Source organism: Arthrobacter sp. UYP6 (genome assembly GCF_040547315.1).
In the GTDB taxonomy this organism is placed as follows: domain Bacteria; phylum Actinomycetota; class Actinomycetes; order Actinomycetales; family Micrococcaceae; genus Arthrobacter_B.
Genome location: NZ_JBEPPM010000001.1, coordinates 62,887 through 84,421, shown reverse-complemented (window position 1 = coordinate 84,421; position 21,535 = coordinate 62,887). Strand labels below are relative to the sequence as shown.

Annotated in this window: 20 protein-coding genes and 1 pseudogene; 15 read left to right on the top strand and 6 right to left on the bottom strand. The window is 64.4% G+C overall.

Translation table 11 applies throughout. From position 1 onward, the window contains the following. Nucleotides 1-22 precede the first annotated feature (22 nt). Nucleotides 23-1,249: a THUMP-like domain-containing protein gene (locus tag ABIB35_RS00405; RefSeq protein ID WP_354177981.1), complete on the bottom strand. Its 1,227-nt coding sequence runs from the start codon at nt 1,247-1,249 to the stop codon at nt 23-25. A gap of 54 nt (nt 1,250-1,303) precedes the next feature. Between ABIB35_RS00405 and ABIB35_RS00400 the strand changes: the two genes are divergently transcribed. Beyond that, nucleotides 1,304-2,476, top strand: coding sequence for a MalY/PatB family protein (locus ABIB35_RS00400; protein ID WP_354177979.1), 1,173 nt, complete (start codon nt 1,304-1,306; stop codon nt 2,474-2,476). 56 nt (nt 2,477-2,532) lie between these two features. Continuing rightward, nucleotides 2,533-2,926 (top strand): annotated as a pseudogene (locus tag ABIB35_RS00395) (TMEM175 family protein). A 26-nt stretch (nt 2,927-2,952) separates the two neighbouring features. Here ABIB35_RS00395 and ABIB35_RS00390 read toward each other — a convergent pair. After that, nucleotides 2,953-3,252 (bottom strand): hypothetical protein, encoded by a 300-nt coding sequence (locus ABIB35_RS00390; RefSeq protein WP_354177977.1) that lies wholly within the window; start codon nt 3,250-3,252, stop codon nt 2,953-2,955. A gap of 236 nt (nt 3,253-3,488) precedes the next feature. On the opposite strand from ABIB35_RS00390, the gene ABIB35_RS00385 reads away from it, so the two are divergent. The 4 genes from ABIB35_RS00385 (at nt 3,489) to ABIB35_RS00370 (ending at nt 6,924) form a co-directional block, all read left to right on the top strand. Further along, entirely contained in the window at nt 3,489-3,818 is a 330-nt protein-coding gene (locus ABIB35_RS00385; protein WP_354177975.1) for a hypothetical protein, read from the top strand. Continuing rightward, nucleotides 3,808-5,121 carry a hypothetical protein gene (locus tag ABIB35_RS00380; protein WP_354177973.1) on the top strand — a complete coding sequence of 438 codons (1,314 nt, stop codon included), beginning with the start codon at nt 3,808-3,810 and terminating at the stop codon, nt 5,119-5,121. The genes ABIB35_RS00385 and ABIB35_RS00380 overlap by 11 nt, the downstream gene beginning before the upstream one ends. A gap of 64 nt (nt 5,122-5,185) precedes the next feature. Further along, nucleotides 5,186-5,545 carry a hypothetical protein gene (locus ABIB35_RS00375; protein ID WP_354177971.1) on the top strand — a complete coding sequence of 120 codons (360 nt, stop codon included), beginning with the start codon at nt 5,186-5,188 and terminating at the stop codon, nt 5,543-5,545. After that, nucleotides 5,542-6,924: a hypothetical protein gene (locus ABIB35_RS00370; protein ID WP_354177970.1), complete on the top strand. Its 1,383-nt coding sequence runs from the start codon at nt 5,542-5,544 to the stop codon at nt 6,922-6,924. Before ABIB35_RS00375 ends, ABIB35_RS00370 begins: the two co-directional genes overlap by 4 nt. Nucleotides 6,925-6,938: 14 nt before the next feature. Here the strand turns inward: ABIB35_RS00370 and ABIB35_RS00365 are convergent, their stop codons facing one another. From ABIB35_RS00365 to ABIB35_RS00350, 4 genes are all read right to left on the bottom strand, one after another. Continuing rightward, the gene (locus ABIB35_RS00365; RefSeq protein ID WP_354177969.1) at nt 6,939-7,697 is read right to left on the bottom strand and encodes an iron ABC transporter ATP-binding protein; all 759 of its coding nucleotides are present in this window, start codon (nt 7,695-7,697) and stop codon (nt 6,939-6,941) included. Next, nucleotides 7,694-8,722, bottom strand: a complete 1,029-nt coding sequence (locus ABIB35_RS00360) for an iron chelate uptake ABC transporter family permease subunit (protein ID WP_354177967.1) — start codon at nt 8,720-8,722, stop codon at nt 7,694-7,696. The genes ABIB35_RS00365 and ABIB35_RS00360 overlap by 4 nt, the downstream gene beginning before the upstream one ends. Continuing rightward, nucleotides 8,715-9,773: an ABC transporter permease gene (locus ABIB35_RS00355; protein WP_354177966.1), complete on the bottom strand. Its 1,059-nt coding sequence runs from the start codon at nt 9,771-9,773 to the stop codon at nt 8,715-8,717. The genes ABIB35_RS00360 and ABIB35_RS00355 overlap by 8 nt, the downstream gene beginning before the upstream one ends. A gap of 64 nt (nt 9,774-9,837) precedes the next feature. Beyond that, nucleotides 9,838-10,788: a siderophore ABC transporter substrate-binding protein gene (locus ABIB35_RS00350; RefSeq protein WP_354177964.1), complete on the bottom strand. Its 951-nt coding sequence runs from the start codon at nt 10,786-10,788 to the stop codon at nt 9,838-9,840. A 370-nt stretch (nt 10,789-11,158) separates the two neighbouring features. On the opposite strand from ABIB35_RS00350, the gene groES reads away from it, so the two are divergent. The 9 genes from groES (at nt 11,159) to guaA (ending at nt 21,431) form a co-directional block, all read left to right on the top strand. After that, nucleotides 11,159-11,455, top strand: a complete 297-nt coding sequence (gene groES, locus ABIB35_RS00345) for a co-chaperone GroES (RefSeq protein WP_152219702.1) — start codon at nt 11,159-11,161, stop codon at nt 11,453-11,455. An 80-nt stretch (nt 11,456-11,535) separates the two neighbouring features. Then, the gene (groL, locus tag ABIB35_RS00340) at nt 11,536-13,146 is read left to right on the top strand and encodes a chaperonin GroEL (RefSeq protein WP_354177962.1); all 1,611 of its coding nucleotides are present in this window, start codon (nt 11,536-11,538) and stop codon (nt 13,144-13,146) included. A 229-nt stretch (nt 13,147-13,375) separates the two neighbouring features. Next, nucleotides 13,376-14,896 carry an IMP dehydrogenase gene (gene guaB, locus ABIB35_RS00335; protein WP_354177960.1) on the top strand — a complete coding sequence of 507 codons (1,521 nt, stop codon included), beginning with the start codon at nt 13,376-13,378 and terminating at the stop codon, nt 14,894-14,896. A 102-nt stretch (nt 14,897-14,998) separates the two neighbouring features. Beyond that, entirely contained in the window at nt 14,999-16,138 is a 1,140-nt protein-coding gene (locus ABIB35_RS00330; RefSeq protein WP_354177959.1) for a GuaB3 family IMP dehydrogenase-related protein, read from the top strand. 60 nt (nt 16,139-16,198) lie between these two features. Next, nucleotides 16,199-17,923, top strand: a complete 1,725-nt coding sequence (locus ABIB35_RS00325) for a glycerol-3-phosphate dehydrogenase/oxidase (RefSeq protein ID WP_354177957.1) — start codon at nt 16,199-16,201, stop codon at nt 17,921-17,923. Between the two features lie 55 nt (nt 17,924-17,978). Then, a complete protein-coding gene (locus ABIB35_RS00320) occupies nt 17,979-18,419 on the top strand; it encodes a PTS sugar transporter subunit IIA (protein ID WP_354178366.1) in 441 nt (146 codons plus the stop codon). 69 nt (nt 18,420-18,488) lie between these two features. Next, entirely contained in the window at nt 18,489-19,310 is an 822-nt protein-coding gene (locus tag ABIB35_RS00315; RefSeq protein ID WP_354177955.1) for an SURF1 family protein, read from the top strand. After that, nucleotides 19,307-19,747: a DUF3817 domain-containing protein gene (locus tag ABIB35_RS00310; protein ID WP_354177953.1), complete on the top strand. Its 441-nt coding sequence runs from the start codon at nt 19,307-19,309 to the stop codon at nt 19,745-19,747. Before ABIB35_RS00315 ends, ABIB35_RS00310 begins: the two co-directional genes overlap by 4 nt. A gap of 94 nt (nt 19,748-19,841) precedes the next feature. Further along, nucleotides 19,842-21,431 carry a glutamine-hydrolyzing GMP synthase gene (gene guaA / locus ABIB35_RS00305; protein ID WP_354177952.1) on the top strand — a complete coding sequence of 530 codons (1,590 nt, stop codon included), beginning with the start codon at nt 19,842-19,844 and terminating at the stop codon, nt 21,429-21,431. The last annotated feature ends 104 nt before the right edge of the window (nt 21,432-21,535 follow it).

Genomic DNA, 21,535 nt, shown 5'->3' with positions numbered 1-21,535 from the left:
GGCGGGCCGCGCGCGGGCGGGCCTACTCGGCGATCAGCGGAGCCACGGGTTCCACCACAATGGCCACGCGGTCCTCGCCCAGGCGAGTCAGCACGAGGGTGGCCTTATGGGGGCCCTTGCCGGAGCCGGTGAGCAGCTGCTTGCGAAGCTCTTCGGGCGTCACCGACATGCCGCGTTTCTTGATGTCCAGGACGCCAATCCCGTTGGCCTTGACCCAGGCCTTGAGTGCCTTGACGTTGTACGGGCGAACTTCCAGCACTTTGTAGGCCCGGGCAAACGGGGTTTCCAACAGCTCGGGCGCACCAATATAGGCGATGTGTTCGTCCAGCAGGTGACCGCCGAGGGAGCGCGCGACGTCGGCGACGAGCCCCGCGCGGATCACGGCGCCGTCGGGCTCGTACAGGTAGGCGTCCACGGGCCCCACGGCCACGTCTTCGCCGCCGGGAACGTAGTCCTGGGGGGAGGTCAGCTCCGCCGCGCCGTTGGAGCCGATCACCAGCGCCGCCCGGCGGACGCCCTCGCGGCGCAGGGCGTTAAACCACAGGGTAGCCTCGGTGACGTCGCCGTCCACTGAGACCCACTGCGCTTCGCAATTCGCCGGCAGGGCCTCGTGCGGGATGCCCGGGCCCATCTTCACGCCCACCGGCAGGCCGCGGTCGGCGAGGGATTCCACGAAGGACAGCGGCGGGGAGAAGGCCTCCGGATCGAAAATCCGCGTAGTCCCCGAGCTGGACGTGGTGCGCCGCGCCGGATCCAGCCACACGCCGTCGAACCCGTCCAGGTCAAAGTCCTCGGCAGCACCCTGGACCACCTTCGCATTGGGCCAGGGCATGAGGTTGATGGTGGCAGCGGCTGCCGTGATTTCATCAAGCTCGACGGCGGTGACCTGCCGGTCCAGGGTGGCCAGCGCCAGGGAATCGGCGCCAATGCCGCACCCCAGGTCCGCTACCTTTTCCAGGCCCGCCTGCACGTAGCGCTGGGCGTGCAGGGCCGCCACGTTCAGGCGGGTGGCCTGCTCCAGCCCCGGCGCCGTAAACAGCATGTGCTCGGCAAACGGGCCGAACTTGGTCCGCGCCTTCATCCGCAGTTTCGCCTGGGTGAGGACGGCGGCAACAACATCGGGGGAGTGCCCGGCCTTGCGCAGGTCGGTGTTCAGCTTGAAGGACTCGGACTCCAGATACGGGCCCAGGGAGTTCAGCAGTTCCCAACCTTCGGACGTCAGGACATGGGCAAGGGAGGTATCCGGCATGCCTACCAGCCTAGTTCTTCTGCCGCCGGGCGCGTTAGCTGTAGGTTGGGCGGCATGACGAAGATCGCGGCCGAGCCGCTGTCCGCACTGCGTGCGCGCACCAGCTACAAATGGCAGACCTACCCGGCTGATGTTCTGCCGCTGTTCGTGGCGGAAATGGACTATCCGCTGGCCGAACCCGTGCAGCAGGCCATTATCAGCAGGGTCCTGGCCTCGGACACCGGCTACATTGCCGGGCCGGAGCCGGTTGCCGCGGCGTTTTCCCGGTACGCCGGGCGAACATGGGGCTGGGCGGTCAATCCGGACGATGTGAGGGTCACCACTGATGTCAGTGTGGCCATTGTTGAATGCCTGCGCCAGACCGTTCCCATGGACGGTTCGGTGGTGGTTACTCCGCCGGTCTATCCGCCCTTCTACGAACTTCCGCCCGAAGCCGAAGCCTCAGCGGTGGAGGTTCCGCTACTGCTGACCGGAACGGGCTGGCAGCTGGATCTGCCGGCGCTGGAACAAGCTTTTGCCCGGGGCGCCGACGCCCTGCTGCTGTGCAATCCGCACAATCCGCTGGGACTGATGCACTCGGTGGAAACCCTTCGTGCCGTGGCCGATCTGTCCGCGAAATACGGCGTGGCGGTGATCAGCGATGAAATCCATGCACCGCTGGCCTATGAACCGGGAGACTTCACGCCCTACCTCTCCGTCTCCGATGCGGCGCGGGAGTTCGGCCTCTGTGTCACGGCAGCCAGTAAGGCGTGGAACATCGCCGGGACCAAGTGCGCGCTCATGGTGGCCTCCAGCGACCGGACCCGCCTGCAGCTGGATTCCATGCCCGATGAAGTTGCCGCCCGGACCTCCATCCTGGGCCTGCACGCCACGGTGGCGGCCTATGACGACGGCGGACCCTGGCTGGCCGGTGTCCTCGCCTCGCTAGCGGAAAACCGAATGCTGCTGGCCGAACTGCTGGCAGCCGAGCTGCCGGAAGTCGCCTACCATCCGCCGGCGGCCGGTTACCTTGCCTGGCTGGACTTCCGTGGTCTGGGCTGGGGCGAGGATCCCGCGGCGGTGGCCCTGGAGCAGGCCCGGGTGGCGCTGGAACCCGGACTAAGATTCGGCCGGCTGGGCACCGGCTTTGCCCGCCTGAACTTTGCCTGCTCCCCTCAGGTGCTGACCGAGGCCGTGACACGGCTGGCCCGGGTGAGGGCCACGCCGTCCGGCGGTGCCCCGGTGTGAAGACCGGACGGCTGGAAGCCTTCAGCGACGGGGTCCTCGCCATCATCATCACCATCATGGTGCTGGAATTCCATGAGTTACCTGCTCAGCTTCATTTATGTGGGGATTTATTGGAACAACCATCACCACCTGATGCAGCTTTCTGCGTCGGTGACCGGGGGGATTCTGTGGGCCAACCTGCACCTGCTGTTCTGGCTTGCGCTGATCCCGTTCTTCACACGGTGGATGGATAAATCAGGCTTTGCCCGGGTTCCGGTGCTGGTGTACGGGCTGAACCTTATGCTGGCAGCCGTGGCGTTCAGCATCCTGCAGTACGCACTGCTCCGGCGGGAAGGGACGGACAGCCGGCTGGCGGGCTACGCCGCGGTGGCGGCGCTCTGGCTGATTCCCAACCGGCGGATGGAGAATCTGGTGGGGGCTGCCGACGGCCAGCAGACGGAGGCGGAGTAGGTAGATCGGCAGGTGCCGATGGCGTCTCAGGCGGCCGGGGCCAGAATGCTCAGCTGCCGAGGAGCCAGCGCCTCCTCGGCGTACCCCGTCAGCAGGGGAAACGCACCGGTCTCGGAACTGCGGCGAAGCCCCGAGAGCGCCTCGGGCGTACTGGTGGCATGACGGAGGTCCAACACCACGTTCAGGCCGGGAAGGGTGGCATTTGCCCGGCGGGCAAGCACATACAGCACCCTGCAGTTCTGCTCGGTGACTCTGCCCCGCACCACCAGCAGTACCTGCCGGAGGTCAATGTCGAGCTGAATGACGACGCGCAGTTTGGGCTCCATGGAAGACCTTCCTCAGTGTGCCTGGCCAGTTGACCGAAGACCCACGCTAAGAGGCGCACGCGGCGAGCCGCAATGGGGATGCGCCATACTCCTGCCGGCGGGTCCCCTTTAGTGCCTTCACCCGTCGAAAAGAGCGGGAAGAAGTTATGCACCGGGTAGTCCTGCTTATGGACGGACCCTTGGCCGCCCTTTAGGTTCAGAGGCAGGACAGGGACGTACCGAGGGGAGTGGGGACCATGCCGCTGGGTAGTTACAGCGTCAATGCCGCGGGGTGCGCACGCACTCTCGCCAGGGTGGAGGAAGACACTGACCGAAGGGCGGCACTGTCGACGCTGCAGAGCAGGATGGCTGACGCTCAGGGGGCATGCTCCGGCGGATCGGGGGCCGTGGTGCGGGCTTTGGAAGACCTGTGGCAAAACACTCTGCTGCTGCAGGCCCAGGCCGCCGAAACCCGGATCGGCAACGCCGTGGCCGGTGCCCGTCAGGCAGTGCACATCATTGCGGCAGCGGATCAGGAAATGGCCGCTGCGGCGGACGGCAGTATGGGATTTGTTGATGTCCGTTGACACCTCCGGGCTTTTCTCCTGGCCTTCGCCGGATGCAGTAGCCGCCGCTGCTCCGGGCCTGGGGTCAAGCGGACAGGCCTATTGCCGCAGAGTGGAGGGAGCCGCTGCCGTGTGGGCGCAGCTGAATGCGGATTATTCCGGTGCCGGCGCCGGGGAACTCCAGGAAGCATTCGGTACGGTCACGCCCCACGCGCGGCTGCTGGCTCAGACCGCTGACCAGGCAAGCGGCGTACTGGCAGAATTCGCTGAGGGAATTCGGGCCCTCATGGTGCAGCGGGACGCCTTGATGGCGGAAATCCATTCCGCACGCCGGGAGGCGCAGGAAGGGGCAGAAGGATCTTCAGCCGGGCCCGGCGGACTGCTTCCTTCCTCGGATCTTCTGTTGCGGAACGTAGCCGATAAGGCGATGGTTCTGGACCGCAGCTACACCCTTCTTGAGGACGAAACAGCGGCCAGACTGAAGGCCGTGGTCCAGGGGGAGGACACCTACGTGAACCTCGTCACCGACCTGCCGGGCGCGGTGGCCGCAACGGCTGCGGGTCATCTGGCCAAGATCCCTTCCTCACGGCAGACAGTCGTGAAAGTTCCAACGCCCGTTCCCCTGTACATCCGCTACGAGACGCCCGGCGAACGGATCCGGCACATGACGCGGGGCCGGTGGCTGCGCGACGGACAGTGGAAGCTCATCTCCGTGAACGTGCTCGCGCTCCGGCCCAGGGCCAACCCGCTGCTGTATCAAAACAGCACGGCGTACCGGAACCGGGTGGACGCGAACAGCTCCAAGTGGGCGCCTCCCAGTGGCGGATGGAGGAATCTGACCAGGACAGCCATGGGTTTCAAACTGGGCGGCGGGATGCTGGCGCCGGTGACTGCCGCATTTACCGTTGCCGACGAGCGCCAGGACGCGTACAACGAGCTGCTTCAGAGGCATCCCGGCATGGATCCGGAAGAGCTGGAGGAACGGGCCAATGCCATGGGCGCGGTGAAGGGCGGAACGAAGGCGGGCCTTGACCTTGCCGCCGCCGGGGCCGGCGCCCTGATTGGGAGCTCGATCGGCGGTCCGGCCGGAGCGCTGGTAGGTGCCGGAATCGGCCTGGGACTTTCAGCGGTTACGTCCATCCGGTTCGAAGGCCTGGGCGGGCGCACCATCAAAGACGCGCTCGCAGACTCCGTGATGGGAGCCGTTGACGGCTTGATGGAATCCGATCTGATGGATTCCGATGCGGGCAGGGCAGTGCGGCAGGGAACGGATGCCGCTGTGGAGGCTGCTGCCCACTGCTGGAAGAGGCTCTTTGGCAGCTAGCAGCTAGCCCAGAAAGACAGCTAGCCCGTTAGAACCGGAACACCACCCTGGAAAGGCGATAGCCGTGGACGACGGAACAAATTATTGGTTTTTATTCGCGATCACCTTCCCATGGGGGCTGATTCTGTTTGCAGGGGGAATTCTGGCCCATACGAATATGGTCCGGGGGCTCCTGGCCACGGACAAGTCTTCTGTGGGTCGGCGCTCGGTTTCCTGCATCTTCCTGGGCCTGTGGATCATGCTGATTGCCGGGGTCAAGTTTGTGGAGGATGCAAGTGATTTCATCCTGGTTCCGTACACCCTTGTGATGTTCCTGGCGCAGGGTATCGGGATGCTCACCTGGCTGTGGATCCCCAGGTTCCTGCGGCCCAAATGGATGAGGGAGCGGGACCGGCTCATTTCCCGCGGAGGAGCCCCGTCATGACCGCCGTTGCTGCAGGCTTGATCCCCGAACGTCTGGGCGCCTTCCTGCTGCCGTGTCCTGACGGCTGGGAGATCAGAGAAGCGGGTCAGAGGATGCTGGCCGTGGAGCATCCCCGGGTTCCGGACGGCGTCTTCCGGCCCAATATGGTGCTGCGGTGGGAACGGGCGAATGGGGCCTCTATTGCCAGATACGCCACAGCCGCCCTTGCCTCCGCTCTGCAGCAGCTGCGCGACCCGCGGATTATCTCCCATGAGCTCTGGCGCCCAAACGGGGGCAGAGCCGTTGCAGAAGGTCCTGGCCGCCGGCAGAGGTTTGTTCACCGGGTGGGTCCTCACCCGGTGTGCGTGGACCGCTGGATCTGGGAGACGGACGGCTGGATGGTGGAAGGAAGCTGCAGCTACACCGTGGGGCAGCATCCGGGAATGAAGCTCTTGTTTGAACAAATGATTCAAGACCAACGGATTGATGCCGCTCTCCTTGGGCGGCCTGAAAACGGGGAGACGGAAGCTGCAGCTGAAGCTGCCGGAGGCGTTTCGCGGGGACTGGCCAGCGGCGATCTGGACAGTATTGCTCCGCGGGAGCCCCGCCTTGATGATGCGGCCTCGGCATGGGCCGGTACCGCAGTGGAAGACCTTGGCGCCGTGGCAGGGGAACAGCCGTGCCGGAACACCGGGCGCATTATCTCCATTCCGTCGCTGGAACTGTTCGACACCCTGATGCACCGGGACCGGCTGGGCCGGTTCCAGCGGAAGAACCCGGCTGCAGTGCAGCTGCAGGCTGCAGGACTGCTGACCGGGGAAGGCACCCTGACCGCAGCCGGCGAAGAGTTCCTGCTGCCGGTGCGGCAGAGTGATGCGTCGTTCCTGCTGGAAGCCCGGAGAGCGGAAGGCGGGTCTGTGCTGCAGGCCTGGATTGGCGGCGGGTGGGGAAAGGTCACTGAAACCGGGCCGGACCCGGATGACCTCGCAGTGCAGCTGGTGCCGGCCGGCATGGTTCCCGGACTGATTGCGGGATGGGCGGGGCTCGCTCCTGCCTGGAGCATCCCGCATGAGCCCCTGGTGCTCACGATGGACCATTACGAGGCCAGGATCGGCGCCGCCGGTACATGCCCGCCTAAGGACCCCGGGAGCGAGGTTCTCCGGATGTGGGAGCAGCCCTGGACCGAATGGCAGATAGTGAACCAGGAAACCGGCGGCTGGTTCGGCTGGGTGAATGCTGCACGTGCCGGACACTATCGGCTCTCCCCGGGTCCAGGAGGCAGCGTCCGCCTGGAGCCGATGTCTTCGGCGGTTGTTTGGGACGTACTGGTCCGGTTCATCCATGCGTCGGTGGAGGGGATTCCGCTCCTGCTGCCCGAGGTGCCGGGCTTTAACGGCTAGGTGAACCCGGGCCGCTAGGCGAAGTAGACGCCGATCCGGTTGCCGTCGATCTCTTCGATGCGGATGTCGATGTCGTAGATGTCGCGGAGTACGTCGGGCTGCATGATTTTCGCCGGGGGGCCCTGATGGATCAGCTGGCCGTCCCGCATGGCGATGATGTCATCGGAGTAGCAGGAGGCAAAGTTGATGTCGTGGATGACCAGCACCACGGTTTTGCCGAAGTCGTCAGTCAGCCGGCGCAGCAGGCGCATCATCTCCACCGAGTGCTTCATATCCAGGTTGTTCAACGGCTCGTCAAGCAGCAGGTAGTCGGTTCCCTGCGCCAGCACCATGGCAATGAAGGCCCGCTGGCGCTGGCCGCCGGAGAGCTCATCGACAAATCTGTCCGCCAGAGCGGTCAGGTCCAGGTACGCCATGGCTTCGTCGATAAACGCTTTGTCCGCGCTGGTGGGCCGGCCGCCGTTGTGCGGGTACCGGCCAAACCCCACCAGATCACGGACGGTGAGGCGGACGGTCAGCTGGTTATCCTGGCGGAGGATGGCCAGTTTCCGCGCCAGCTCCTTACCGGGGGTGGCTGTGACATCCAAGCCGTCCACGAGGACGGAGCCGCTGTCCATGCGCAGCAGGCGGGAGATCATCGAGAGCAGTGTTGATTTCCCGGCGCCGTTGGGTCCGATGATGGAAGTGATGCCGCCTTCTTTGATGTCGGCGCTGACGCCGTCGACCACCACCTGGCTGTTGTAGGACTTGGAGACGCCGGTTACGGAGATCATTTGACGTTGCCTCTCAGCAGCAGGATAAGGAAGACGATGCCGCCCACAAACTCGATCACGATGCTCAGCGCGGTGTCGAACGCGAAGATGCGTTCCAGGACCAGCTGGCCGCCCACCAGGGCGATGATTCCCAGCAGGACGGCGATGGGCAGCACCGCTGTGTGTCGGAAGTGGGAGCACAGCTGGTAGGCCAGCGAGGCCACCAGCAGGCCGAAGAACGTGACCGGACCCACCAGGGCGGTGGAGACGGCAACCAGGACAGAACAGATAACCAGAGTGACGGTGACGGCCTTCGTGTGGTCCACGCCAAGGTTGACGGCGGTGTCCCGGCCCAGTGCCAGCACATCGAAGGAGCTGCGCATCCGCCAGGCCATGATGCTGACCAGTGCGACGGCGACCGCTGAGTATCCCAGCAGCGCGCCGTCCACGTTGTTGAAGGACGCGAAGAACAGGTCCTGCAGGATGATGAACTCACTGGGGTCGATCAGCCGCTGGAGCAGTGAGGAAAAGCCCCGGAACATGGTGCCGAAAATGATGCCCACCAGCAGCATCAGGTGCAGGGACTTGCCGCCTCCGGTGAACAGCCAGCGGTAGAGCAGGAACGAGAAGCCCACCATCAGCACGATTTCGGTGACAAAGCGCACCGGTTCGGACATGGTGAGGACGGCCTGCCCGCCCAGGGCAAAGACCAGCACCGCCTGCAGGAGGATGTAAAGGGCGTCGAAGCCCATGATCGACGGCGTCAGGATCCGGTTGCCGGTCACTGTCTGGAAAAGGACAGTGGACACGCCCACGGCATAGGCCACCAGGATCATCGACGCCACCTTGATAGCGCGCCGGGGCAGAATATAGCCGAGGTTTCCGCGCAGCTCAATGGTCATAAAGAGGGCCACCAGGGCGGCAGCCGCAATCCCGAGTGAGATGATCCAGAATTTCGGCGGCAGGGAGCGCACGGGGTGCCTGCGGGAGGAGTGCAGCGCCGTGGGAAGCGGGCTTGCGGGGGCGTCGGTACCGGATTTAGCCACGGGAAGCACGCTTTCGCAGGAGCAGGTACAGGAAGAGGACGCTGCCGATGGCGGAGACGATCACGCCCACCGGAATTTCATACGGGTAGCGGATGGTGCGCCCGATGATGTCGCAGGCCAGCACAAACCCGGCGCCAAAGATTGCCACCCAAGGCACGGCCCGCCGGACATTATCGCCGATCAGCAATGACACCAGATTGGGAACTATCAGGCCCAGGAACGGAATGGACCCCACGCTGACCACGACGACGGCGCTGATCAGCGAAACGATCACCAGGCCCAGGGCCATCACGCGGTTGTAGTTCAAACCCAGGTTGGTGGTGAAGTCCGCGCCCATGCCGGCCACCGTAAAGCGATCCGCCGCCAGGTAACCGATCACGGTGAGGATCCCGACGATCCACAACAGCTCATAGCGGCCGCGCAGGACACCGGAAAAGTCGCCCACCATCCAGCTGTTCAGGGTCTGCAGCAAATCGGTACGGTAGGCGAAGAAGGTGGTGACGGCGGAAATGACCCCGCCAAGCATGATGCCCACCAGTGGGACCAGGAGCGTGTTGCGCAGCGGCAGGCGGCGCAGGATGAGCAGGAAGAGGGCGGTTCCGGCCATGGCAAACAGTGTGGCCGTGGACATTTTCATCATCAGCGAAGCGCCCGGAAGCAGGACGGTAACCACCAGGATGCCCAGCGATGCCGATTCCACGGTGCCGACGGTGCCCGGTTCCACGAATTTGTTGCGGGCCATCAGCTGCATGATCAACCCGGCCACGCTGAGTGCCATGCCCGCGAGGATGACGCTGAGGGTGCGGGGGACCCGGCTGACCCACAGGACCTGCCAGGAGACTGGGTCTCCTGCCAGCAGCGATGCCAGCGAAACGTCGCTGACTCCAGTGAACATGCTGGCCACCGCAAGGACCAGGACCGCGGCGGCACCCAGGGCGAGGCTTATTGCGGTACGCGGAAGCCGCCGTCGTCGGGCGGGAACGGCAGCGGCGGGTGGAAGCTGGGCTGGGGGAGGAGCCTGGCTGGGTGCGGGCACGGCGGCGGCGCTCATGGTTCTGTCCGGTCTCGTTGGGGTTCGGGCGCGGACGCCGGAACCCCAACGGTGAAAAGGTCGGTTAGGAAACGGCGTCCTGAACAGCGGAAATCATGCTGTCCACGTTGTTCAGTCCGTATCCCACGAGGTACCAGCTCGGGGCATCCAGCATCGTGATGTTGCCGTTCTTGGCGGCCGTGGTGCCGTCAACCAGTTCGTTGTCCATGACAGCCGAGGCGGCTTCGCCGCTCTCGCCCACGGCAATGTCGCGGTCGATCACGAACAGGTGGTCGGGATTCTGGGTGGCAATGTACTCGGCGGTAATGGACTCGCCGTGTGAACCCTCGGACTTGATCTCGGCCACCGGCGTGACGCCAAGGACGTCATGGATGATGCCGAAGCGGGAGCCGGCGCCGTAGGCCGTCATCTCGCCGCCGCTGGTCATGACGATCAGGCCGGTGCCGGCGTCTGCGGCAGCTGTCTTGGTTTCCCCGATGCGCTCATCGATGGTTGCGAGTTTCTCGTCAACGATGTCTTCCTTCTCGAAGATCCGGCCCAGCGTACCGGCCGCTTCCTTGAAGGAGTTCATGGAATCAGCGGCGTCGACGCTGAGGTCGATGGTGGGGGCGATCTTGCTGAGCTCCTCATACGAGCCCGCAACGCGCCCGGAAATGATGATCAGGTCCGGGGCGCCTTCGCTGATCGCCTCGAAGTCCGGCTCCTTCATGGAGCCGATTTTTGCGTACTCATCGCCGGCGTACTTGGAGAGGCTCTCGGGGAAGTTGGCGGCAGGGACACCGTCGACGTCAACGTCGAGTGCATCCAAGGTGTCCAGCGCGCCCAGGTCAAAGGTGTACACGGTCTCCGGATTCACCGGAACCTCGGTGCTTCCCTGGGCGTGGTCAACCGTGATGTTGGCCGGCTCTGCGGCGGCATCAGCGGTGACGGCGGTTTCTGATCCGCAGGCACTCAGGGCAAGGAGGGAAGCGAATACGGTCCCGGCGACAAGGCGGGACTTAGTGGTGTTTTTCACGGGAGGGGCTCCAGCTGCTTGGGTCTATCGTCCGGCCCGGCGGGAAACCCACCAATAGGACACAGATGTTTCTCTTATTAGGACACATAAATGTTTGCTAATTCTTGCGCGCCCTTGAAAGCTACCTTGTTAGGTGAGCCTAAGGCAACTTTTGCGTCCTTGGAGCGCGTCAAAAACTGTGCAGCGACACAAAATGCCGGCCAATATTGGCACTCACCTTGACCGAGTGCCAGCCCTTGCATAAAGTCGGAGCTAGCACTCTCCCTGTGAGGGTGCTAATTCCCGAGGGAAGCGCCAACCGGCACCGCGACGACGGCCAGCGCCCACCGACGGTCCACATCCGTTAGTAACTACGCAAAGGAGAGCCCGAGTGTCGGTCTCGATTAAGCCCCTTGAGGATCGTATTGTTGTCCGCCCCCTCGAAGCCGAGCAGACCACTGCTTCCGGCCTCGTCATCCCGGACACTGCCAAGGAAAAGCCCCAGGAGGGCGAAGTTGTTGCAGTAGGCCCCGGCCGCGTTGACGACAACGGCAACCGCGTTCCCGTGGATGTTTCCGAAGGTGACGTTGTCATCTACTCCAAGTACGGCGGAACCGAAGTCAAGCACGGCGGCCAGGAGTACCTGGTGCTGTCCGCCCGCGACGTGCTGGCCATCGTCGTTAAGTAGTTGAAAAAGGGAAACCCCGGCCAATCTGGCCGGGGTTTTCTGATGCAGGTGCAGATGTAGCTGTCGGAAAGGACACACACATGGCAAAGCAATTGGAGTTCAACGACTCCGCCCGCCGCTCGCTGGAGGCCGGCGTTGACAAGCTGGCTAACACCGTCAAGGTGACCCTCGGCCCGCGCGGCCGCAACGTAGTGCTCGCCAAGACCTGGGGCGCTCCCACCATCACTAACGACGGCGTGACCATTGCCCGTGAAGTCGAGCTGGATGATCCGTATGAAAACCTCGGCGCCCAGCTGGCCAAGGAAGTAGCAACCAAGACCAATGATGTTGCCGGTGACGGCACCACTACGGCAACCGTTCTGGCGCAGGCGCTGGTCAAGGAAGGCCTGCGCAACGTTGCTGCCGGCGCAGCTCCGGGCCAGCTCAAGCGCGGCATGGAGATCGCCGTGGAGGCAGTGGCCGCGCGCCTGCTGGAAAATGCCAAGGAAGTTGAAGGCAACCAGGTTGCTCACGTTGCCGCCATCTCCGCACAGAGCATGGAGATCGGCGAACTGCTGGCCAAGGCCTTTGACACCGTTGGCAAGGACGGCGTCATCACCATCGAGGAATCTTCCTCGACGCAGACCGAACTGGTCATCACCGAAGGCATGCAGTTCGACAAGGGCTACCTGTCCCCGTACTTCGTGACCGACCCGGAACGCCAGGAAGCCGTCCTCGAAGACGCGCTGATCCTGATCAACTCCGGCAAGATCTCCTCCGTGGCCGAATTCCTGCCGCTGCTGGAAAAGGCGCTGCAGGCGTCCAAGCCGCTGTTCATCATCGCCGAAGACATTGAGGGTGAAGCCCTGTCGACGCTGGTGGTCAACAAGATCCGCGGCACCCTGAATGTGGTTGCCGTCAAGGCTCCCGGGTTCGGTGACCGCCGCAAGGCCATGATGCAGGACATCGCCACCCTCACGGGTGCGCAGGTTGTTTCCCCTGACCTGGGCCTGAAGCTGGACCAGGTTGGCCTTGAGGTGCTGGGCTCCGCCCGCCGCATCACGGTCACCAAGGACAGCACCACCATTGTTGACGGAACCGGCTCGGAATCCGATGTGGCGGACCGCGTGGCCCAGATCCGTGCAGAGATCGAACGCACGGACTCCGACTGGGACCGCGAGAAGCTGCAGGAACGCCTTGCCAAGCTCTCCGGCGGCATCGGCGTCATCAAGGTTGGCGCAGCCACCGAGGTTGAGCTGAAGGAAAAGAAGCACCGCATCGAAGATGCCGTGTCCTCGACGCGTGCGGCCCTGGAAGAGGGCATTGTGGCCGGCGGCGGTTCCGCGCTGGTTCACGCTGCCAAGGCCCTGGACACCGATCCTGAGGTCCTCAAGCTCGAGGGCGACGCCGCCACCGCTGTGGGCCTGGTCCGCCGCGCGCTGGCACAGCCGCTGCGCTGGATCGCCGAGAACGCGGGTGCCGAAGGCATGGTTGTTGTCGCCAAGGTCACCGACCTGGAGGTCAACAACGGCTTCAACGCCGCCACCGGCGTGTACGAGAACCTGATCGAGGCCGGCATCATTGACCCGGTCAAGGTCACGCGCTCCGCGCTGCGCAACGCCGCGTCCATCGCCGCGCTGGTCCTCACCACCGAAGCACTTGTGGTGGAGAAGCCGGCCGACGACGACGAAGATCACGGCCACCAGCACTAGCTGACACAAAAGCCCCGGTGCCCGCGGACATTCCGTGCGGCACCGGGGCTTTTGCGTATCCGGAGCATTCTGCCGCCGTGGGCCGGGCGGGAACTGTTGTGATCGATGCCACCCGTTAGCGTTTGGAATAGGGACCGGCGGTCTTTCGTTTTAGGATGTAAAGAAAGTCAACCGGCCGTTTTCCGGTGTTTTCTCCATCCCTCCGGTCCTTCGCGAAAGAGGCGCAGTTTTGAGCCAGCAGTCCCCAGAGCATGACCCGTTCGGCTTCATCGGCCTGACATACGACGACGTCCTGCTGCTGCCCGGCCCCACGGACGTCATTCCCTCCGAGGCGGATACCTCCTCCCGCCTGTCCAAGCGGATCACCGTGCACACACCGCTGCTCTCCGCCGCCATGGACACGGTCACCGAATCCCGGATGGCCATTGCGATGGCCCGGCAGGGCGGCCTCGGCGTTATTCACCGCAACCTGTCCATCGCGGACCAGGCCGAACACGTGGACCGCGTCAAGCGCAGCGAATCCGGCATGATCACCAACCCGGTCACCATTTCCCCGGAAGCCACTCTGCAGGAACTGGATGACCTGTGCGCGCATTTCCGCGTCTCCGGCCTGCCGGTGGTGGACCCGGACAACAAGCTCCTGGGCATCGTGACCAACCGCGACACCCGCTTCATTCCGCGCGCCGACTACCCGCGCCGCAAGGTCAACGAAGTCATGACCCGGATGCCGCTGATCACCGGACGCGTAGGCATCAGCGCCGAAGAAACCGTGGAGCTGCTGGGCAAGCACCGCATCGAGAAGCTTCCGCTGGTGGACGCTGACGGACGCCTGCAGGGCCTGATCACGGTCAAGGACTTTGACAAGGCCGAGCAGTATCCGCTGGCCACCAAGGACGACGAAGGCCGGCTGCGCGTCGGTGCGGCGATCGGATTCTTCGGTGACGGCTATGAGCGCGCCATGACCCTCGTCGAGGCCGGCGTGGACATCCTGGTCGTCGACACCGCCAACGGCCACAGTGCCGGTGTGCTGGACATGATCGCCCGCCTGAAGAAGGACCCGGCAGCCGCCCACGTGGACATCATCGGCGGCCAGGCAGCCACCCGCGAAGGTGCGCAGGCCCTGATCGACGCCGGTGCTGACGCCATCAAGGTGGGCGTCGGCCCCGGCTCCATCTGCACCACCCGTGTGGTGGCCGGTGTGGGCGTTCCCCAGATCACCGCCATCTACGAGGCGTCCAAGGCGGCCATTCCTGCCGGCGTTCCGTTGATCGCCGACGGCGGCCTGCAGTATTCCGGCGACATTGGCAAGGCGATTGTTGCCGGCGCGGATACCGTCATGCTCGGCAGTCTGCTGGCCGGCTCCGCCGAAAGCCCCGGCGATCTGGTGTTCGTCAACGGCAAGCAGTTCAAGTCCTATCGCGGCATGGGCTCGCTGGGCGCCATGCAGAGCCGGGGCAAGAACACGTCCTACTCCAAGGACCGCTACTTCCAGGCTGATGTCCCCTCGGACGAGAAGCTGATCCCCGAAGGCATTGAAGGCCAGGTTCCGTACCGCGGTCCGCTCTCCGCCGTCGCTCACCAGCTGGTGGGCGGCCTGCGCCAGACCATGTTCTACACCGGCGCACGCACCATCGAAGAGCTGAAGCAGAAGGGCAAGTTTGTCCGGATCACCCCGGCCGGGCTGAAGGAATCCCACCCGCACGACATCATGATGACTGCGGAGGCGCCGAACTACGGCACCCGCCGCTAACAGGCACAAAACACAGCAGCCGCGTCCTCCCTCCGCTTGCGGGGAAGAACGCGGCTGCTGCTGCTTTAAGCTCCCGACGCGTGGCTGGGATAACCTAGGGGTGTGAGTAATGAGATTGAAATTGGCCGTGGCAAGCGTGGGCGCCGAGCCTACTCCCTCGATGATGTGGCAATTGTGCCGTCCCGGCGAACGCGGGACCCGCAGGATGTTTCGATCAACTGGCAGATAGATGCCTACCAGTTCCAGATGCCGGTCATGGGCGCGCCCATGGACTCCGTCATGTCGCCGGCAACCGCCATCGCCATGGGCAGGCTGGGTGGACTGGGCGTGCTGAATCTGGAGGGGCTGTGGACCCGCTACGAAGACCCCCAGCCGCTGCTGGATGAAATCGCCGTCCTCAGCGAAGAGAACTTCAACCCGGCGGCCACCCGCCGGCTGCAGGAAATCTATGATGCGCCCATCCAGGCGGAACTGATCACCTCCCGCCTTGCCGAGGTGCGCGACGCCGGTGTGACTGTCGCCGGGTCCCTCACCCCTCAGCGCACGCAGGAGTTCTACAAGACCGTCCTCGCCGCCGGCGTCGACATCTTTGTCATCCGCGGCACCACCGTCTCCGCCGAGCATGTCTCCAAGACGGTGGAACCGCTGAACCTCAAGCAGTTCATCTACGAACTGGATGTTCCCGTGATTGTCGGCGGCGCCGCCGGCTACACCCCGGCCCTGCACCTGATGCGCACCGGTGCTGCCGGCGTCCTGGTGGGCTTTGGCGGGGGAGCAACCACCACCACCCGCCGGGCGCTGGGCATCCACGCACCCATGGCCACCGCCATCGCGGACATCGCTGAAGCCCGCCGGGACTACATGGACGAGTCCGGCGGACGGTACGTCCACGTGATCGCCGACGGCGGCATGGGCACCAGCGGAGACATCATCAAGGCCATCGCCATGGGCGCCGACGCCGTGATGCTCGGTTCAGCCCTGGCCCGTGCCGAGGAAGCCCCGGGGCAGGGATGGCACTGGGGCCAGGAAGCCCACCACAGCGAGCTTCCCCGCGGCGACAGGGTTCGGCTGGACACCGTGGGTCCGCTGCAGGAAGTCCTCTGGGGGCCCTCGCACCACACCAATGGAACGTCCAACCTGATGGGCGCCCTGCGCCGGGCCATGGCCACCACCGGATACTCGGATGTGAAAGCCTTCCAGCGCATCGAGGTGCTGGTCTCGCCCTACCTATACAACATGTAGTTACCTAGAGTTGCTGCAAAGGACGCAGCGCCGGCAGGACCCAGAGAGGAAATCTTGACCATGAGCAAAGATGCACTCAGCCCGGGATACCGGGAAGACGCCCTAGCCGCGCTGCGTTCCACTGCGGAACCCGGCCAGGAACTGGATATTCTCATTGTTGGCGGCGGCGTAGTCGGTGCCGGAGCCACCCTGGACGCGGTCACCCGCGGACTGAAGGTGGGAATGGTGGAGGCCCGGGACTGGGCCTCGGGCACCTCCTCGCGCTCCTCCAAACTCATCCACGGCGGCCTGCGCTACCTGGAAATGCTGGACTTCGCACTTGTGGCGGAAGCGCTCAAGGAGCGCGGCCTGCTGATCCAGCGGATCGCCCCGCACCTGGTCAAGCCCGTGCCCTTCCTCTACCCGCTAACGCACCGCTTCTACGAGCGGCCGTATGTGGGCGCGGGCATCATGCTTTACGACACCATGGGTCTGACCTCGGGTAATTCCCGCGGTGTGCCCATGCACAAGCACCTCAGCAAGAAGGCCACGCTCCGTGCGGCCCCCAGCCTGAAGGATGACGCCATGATCGGCTCCATCCGCTATTACGACGCGCAGGTGGATGATGCCCGGTACGTAGCCAATATGGTGCGCACCGCCGCCCACTACGGGGCCACAGTGGCCAACCGCGTTTCAGTGGTGGACTTCCTCCGCGAGGGCGAACGCGTGGTGGGCGCCCGGGTGAAGGACTCCGAGTCCGGCCGGGAGTTCGATGTTTTTGCCCGCCAGGTGGTGAATGCCACCGGAGTATGGACCGATGAAACGCAGGCCATGGTCACCGACCGCGGACAGCTGAAGGTCCGGGCATCCAAGGGCGTGCACCTGGTGGTGCCCCGGGACCGGATCCAGTCCACCGTAGGCATGATCCTGCGCACGGAAAAATCCGTCCTCTTTGTCATCCCGTGGGGCAGGCACTGGATCGTCGGCACCACGGACACCGACTGGAACCTGGATAAGGCGCATCCGGCAGCCACCTCGGCGGACATCGACTACATCCTTGAACACGTGAACCATGTACTGAAAACCCCGCTGACGCGCGAAGACGTCGAAGGCGTCTATGCCGGCCTGCGGCCGCTCCTGGCGGGCGAAAACGATTCCACGGCCAAGCTCTCACGTGAACATGTGGTGGCGCATCCGGTGCCCGGCCTGGTGGTCGTGGCGGGCGGCAAATGGACAACCTACCGGGTGATGGCCAAGGATGCCGTTGACGAGGCGGTCCGTGCCCTGGATGACAAGGTTCCGGAGAGCTGCACCTCCACCATCCCGCTCCTGGGCGCGGTGGGATACAAGGCATCCTGGAACCGCCGCCACCGCACCGCGGAGCATTACGGGGTCCACGTGGCCCGGGTGGAGCACCTGCTCAACCGCTATGGTTCGCTGGCCACCGAGGTGCTGGAACTCATCCGTGAAAAACCGGAGCTGGGGGAGGTCCTGCCCGGAGCGGATGATTATCTGCGTGCCGAAGTTGTGTATGCCACCACCGCGGAGGGTGCCCGCCATGTGGAGGACGTCCTGGCCCGGCGGACCCGAATCTCGATTGAGTCCTGGGACCGGGGCGTTTCCGCTGCCCCCGTGGTGGCCGAGCTCATGGCACCGATCCTCAACTGGAATGCCGAGCGGGTGCAGCAGGAAGTGGCCCATTATCAGGCCCGGGTGGAGGCCGAACGGCTCAGCCAGGAACAGCCCGACGACATCTCGGCAGATGCCGCCCGGCTGAAGGCGCACGATATTGCGCCGCTGACCTGAGGTGGAGCCTGAACTTTCCCTGAATGAGAAGGGTGCCGTGCTGACGGTTCCTGAGATGGTCATTCTGGAGATGGAAGCCGCAGACCGTTCCGATGCCGCAGCGCAGCTGGCCCGGCGGATGTATGAGCAGGGCCGGATCGACAATCTGGAGGCGTTCCTCGAGCAGGTCAACGCTCGGGAACACCAGATGGCTACCGGCCTGCCCGGCGGTATTGGCATGCCCCACGCACGCAGTGAACACGTGGTGCAAACCTCCATTGCGGTGGGAATCACCCGTTACGGCCACAGTATCGATTTTGGTGCCTCCGACGGCCCTGCAACCGTGATACTTCTCATAGCAACACCTGCAGGGGCCTTCTCCGAGCATTTGGAAGTTCTGGCCACTTTGGCACGGTCACTTTTCCGCCCGGCGTTCCGGGAGTCGCTCCGGCGGGCCAACGACGCCGAAGTCATTTCCGAACTCATCAACTCCTCGTTGGTGTTTTTTGACCACTGATGCCCGCGGGCATTGGGGGCGGAACGCCGGCATTGGGTTTTCTACACGCTTACGAAGTACGGTTAAGGCGTGCTGAAAACTGCTCTGCAACCCCGCTGGATCGCCGCGCTTCTTTTTGCCCTGGCGATGTCCACGGTCTTCGTGTTCCTGAGCCAGTGGCAGTTTTCGACGGCCGAGAGTGAGCCCCCTCCCGCTGCGACGCAAACCGAGGAAGTGCGTTCCCTGACCGAGGTCTTCACGCCGGGCGTGGAAATGCAGGGGACCACTGCCGACCAGATGGTGTCGATGACCGGGACCTTCCGGCCCGAAGACACCGTCCTGATCGATAACCGCCTCTACGACGGTGAGCACGGATACTGGGTGGTCACGGCCTTTGCTGTTGATGGAGCCCCCAACGGTGCAGTCATGCCGGTGGTCCGCGGCTGGGTTGCCGAGTCCGAAGATGCCGTAGCCGCCCCTGCCGGGGACGCCGTCGTCGTCGGCCGTCTGCTGCCGCCCGAGGGACCCGTCCCGCAGGCTCCCGAAGAGGGCATCCTGCCGAGCCTTGCCAGCGCCGAACTGATCAATGTCTGGGACACGCCCGGCTATTCTGCGTTCGTCACCGCCGATGAGATCACCGTGAACGGGGAAGCGCCCCAGAGCGGTGACATGCGGGTGGTCGAGGTGGACGCCCAGCCCCAGGAAACGTCAGTGAACTGGATGAATATTTTTTATGCCATCGAGTGGGTGGTCTTCGCCGGGTTCTCCGTGTTCCTGTGGTGGCGCCTGGTGGCGGACGCGCACCGTCGTTCCCTGGAGGACGACGACGACGAGTACTACGACGATGACGAAGACGATGATGAGGGCTCCGTTCCCGGACGTGCGGCCCCGACCAGTGAGGTACAGAAGTGACCGATCCAGCACAGGCGCCCACAGAGGCCACCGCAGCAACCAAGAAACCGCGCCGGAAGAAGCGCCGCTTCGGCGGCACCCACGCCCAGATCCGTTCCGCCCTGACGTTCTACAAGGTTTCCTCCTACGTCACCGGCGTGTTCCTGCTGCTGCTGTGCATCGAAATGATCCTCAAGTACGGCATGAAGATTGATGAGATCACGGTGGGCCCGCTGAACCTGTTCACCGGTGTTCTGATTGCCCACGGCTGGCTGTACGTGGTGTACCTGCTGGCCGATTTCCGGCTGTGGCAGCTGATGCGCTGGCCCTTCTCCAAGTTCATCCTGATCGCGCTTGGCGGAGTTATCCCGTTCCTGTCCTTCATCGTGGAGGGCCGGACGCACAAGCAGGTTCTTGCTGAGCTGGCAGCCCACCCCGAAGCGGCTAAGCGGTACTGAGCGCCGGCGTCTGCACATTCTGCACAGCCGGCGCAACCCGGGCCGGCCGGCAGCGGATGTGCAGGGCGGATGGTCCGGCGACTATCCTTGAAGCGTGACTAATTCCGCGACCCCTCCCACTGAAGAGCGCCCAGTCCTCGTTGTGGACTTCGGCGCACAATACGCCCAGCTCATTGCCCGCCGGGTGCGCGATGCAGATGTCTATTCCGAGGTGGTTCCCCACACCTTCACCACGGAACAGATTCTGGCTAAGAACCCGGCAGCCATCATCCTTTCCGGCGGCCCCTCGAGCGTTTACGCCGAAGGTGCCCCCGCCGTCAGCGAAGGCCTGTTCGAGGCCGGCGTCCCGGTCCTGGGCATCTGCTATGGCTTCCAGGCCATGGCCAACGCCCTGGGCGGCACGGTCGCCAGGACCGGACTGCGTGAATACGGCTCCACCGATGCCACGGCTGTCAACGGATCCCGCTCCATCCTCGAAGGCACCCCGGAACACCAGAACACCTGGATGAGCCACGGAGACAGCGTCCAGGCGGCTCCTCCCGGATTCGACGTCCTGGCCACCACTGCCGGCGCTCCCGTGGCTGCTATCGCCAACGAAGAGAAGCGCCTCTACGGCGTCCAGTGGCACCCCGAGGTCAAGCACTCAGCCCACGGCCAGACCGTCCTGGAGAACTTCCTCTTTAAGGGTGCAGGCCTCGAGCGCAGCTGGACCACAGGCAACATTGTCGAAGAGCAGGTTGAGCGTATCCGCGCGCAGGTGGGCAGCGCCCGCGTCATCTGCGGTCTCTCCGGCGGTGTCGACTCCGCCGTTGCAGCGGCCCTGGTGCAGCGCGCCGTCGGCGATCAGCTGACCTGTGTGTTCGTGGACCATGGACTGCTGCGCGAAGGCGAAGCAGAGCAGGTGGAACGCGACTTCGTAGCGGCCACCGGAGTTAACCTCTATGTGGCCAACGAGCAGCAGCGCTTCCTCGAAGCCCTCGCCGGCGTCACCGATCCAGAGACCAAGCGAAAAATCATCGGCCGCGAATTCATCCGCGCGTTCGAAGAAGCCGAACGCGCCATCATGAGCGAGGCCGACGCCGCGGGAGAGCCGATCCGCTTCCTGGTTCAGGGCACCCTGTACCCGGACGTCGTCGAATCCGGCGGCGGCGAGGGCGCAGCCAACATCAAGAGCCACCATAATGTGGGCGGGCTGCCCGAGGACATGCAGTTTGAACTCGTGGAGCCGCTGCGCGCGCTGTTTAAGGACGAAGTCCGCGCCGTGGGCCGCGAGCTGGGCCTGCCGGCCGAGATTGTGGGCCGCCAGCCGTTCCCCGGCCCCGGCCTGGGCATCCGCATCATCGGCGAGGTCAACCAGGAACGTCTGGACCTGCTGCGTCGCGCGGACGCCATTGCCCGCGCCGAGCTGACCGCTGCCGGCCTGGACAACGAGGTGTGGCAGATGCCCGTTGTCCTTCTGGCGGACGTGCGCAGCGTAGGCGTCCAGGGCGACGGCCGGACCTACGGTCATCCGATTGTCCTTCGCCCGGTTTCCAGCGAGGACGCGATGACCGCTGATTGGTCGCGCCTGCCGTACGACCTGCTGGCACGCATCTCCAACCGGATCACCAACGAAGTCGATGGGATCAACCGCGTGGTTCTGGACGTTACGTCCAAGCCGCCGGGAACCATCGAGTGGGAGTAGCTTGAGAGCGGGGGACAGCCCATTTGGGCTGTCCCCTCTTTCGTCCCCCCGCGTTGCTATGTCGGGCAAACCCGGCAAGAAGCGATAGTTTGGAAGGTATGCCA